A 207-nucleotide genomic window follows, 5' to 3' on the forward strand; every position below is an offset into this window, starting at 1 on the left:
CAGTGCCAATGGCGATGGCACCTTGGTGCGCTCCGTGGGAATCAGCGCCAACAATGGGAGCCTCACGGTCCAGAACGGTCTGACGGTGGGTGGCCCCACCAACCTTCAGGGTGGAGCCACCATCTCCAATGGCCTCACCGTTCAGGGCGGCGCCAAAGTCGACAACCTCAACGTCACGGGTCGCACCAACCTCCAGGGTGGAGCCAC

At 63.8% G+C, this 207-nt stretch carries 1 protein-coding gene; it reads left to right on the forward strand.

Translation table 11 applies throughout. The annotated features are described in order from the left end of the window. Nucleotides 1-207 (forward strand): hypothetical protein (locus ACLNEE_RS17145; RefSeq protein WP_412007478.1); only part of this gene is annotated, 207 nt, incomplete at both ends.

This window comes from Aphanothece stagnina RSMan2012, assembly GCF_046764815.1.
Classification (GTDB): Bacteria; Cyanobacteriota; Cyanobacteriia; order PCC-6307; family Cyanobiaceae; genus NIES-981.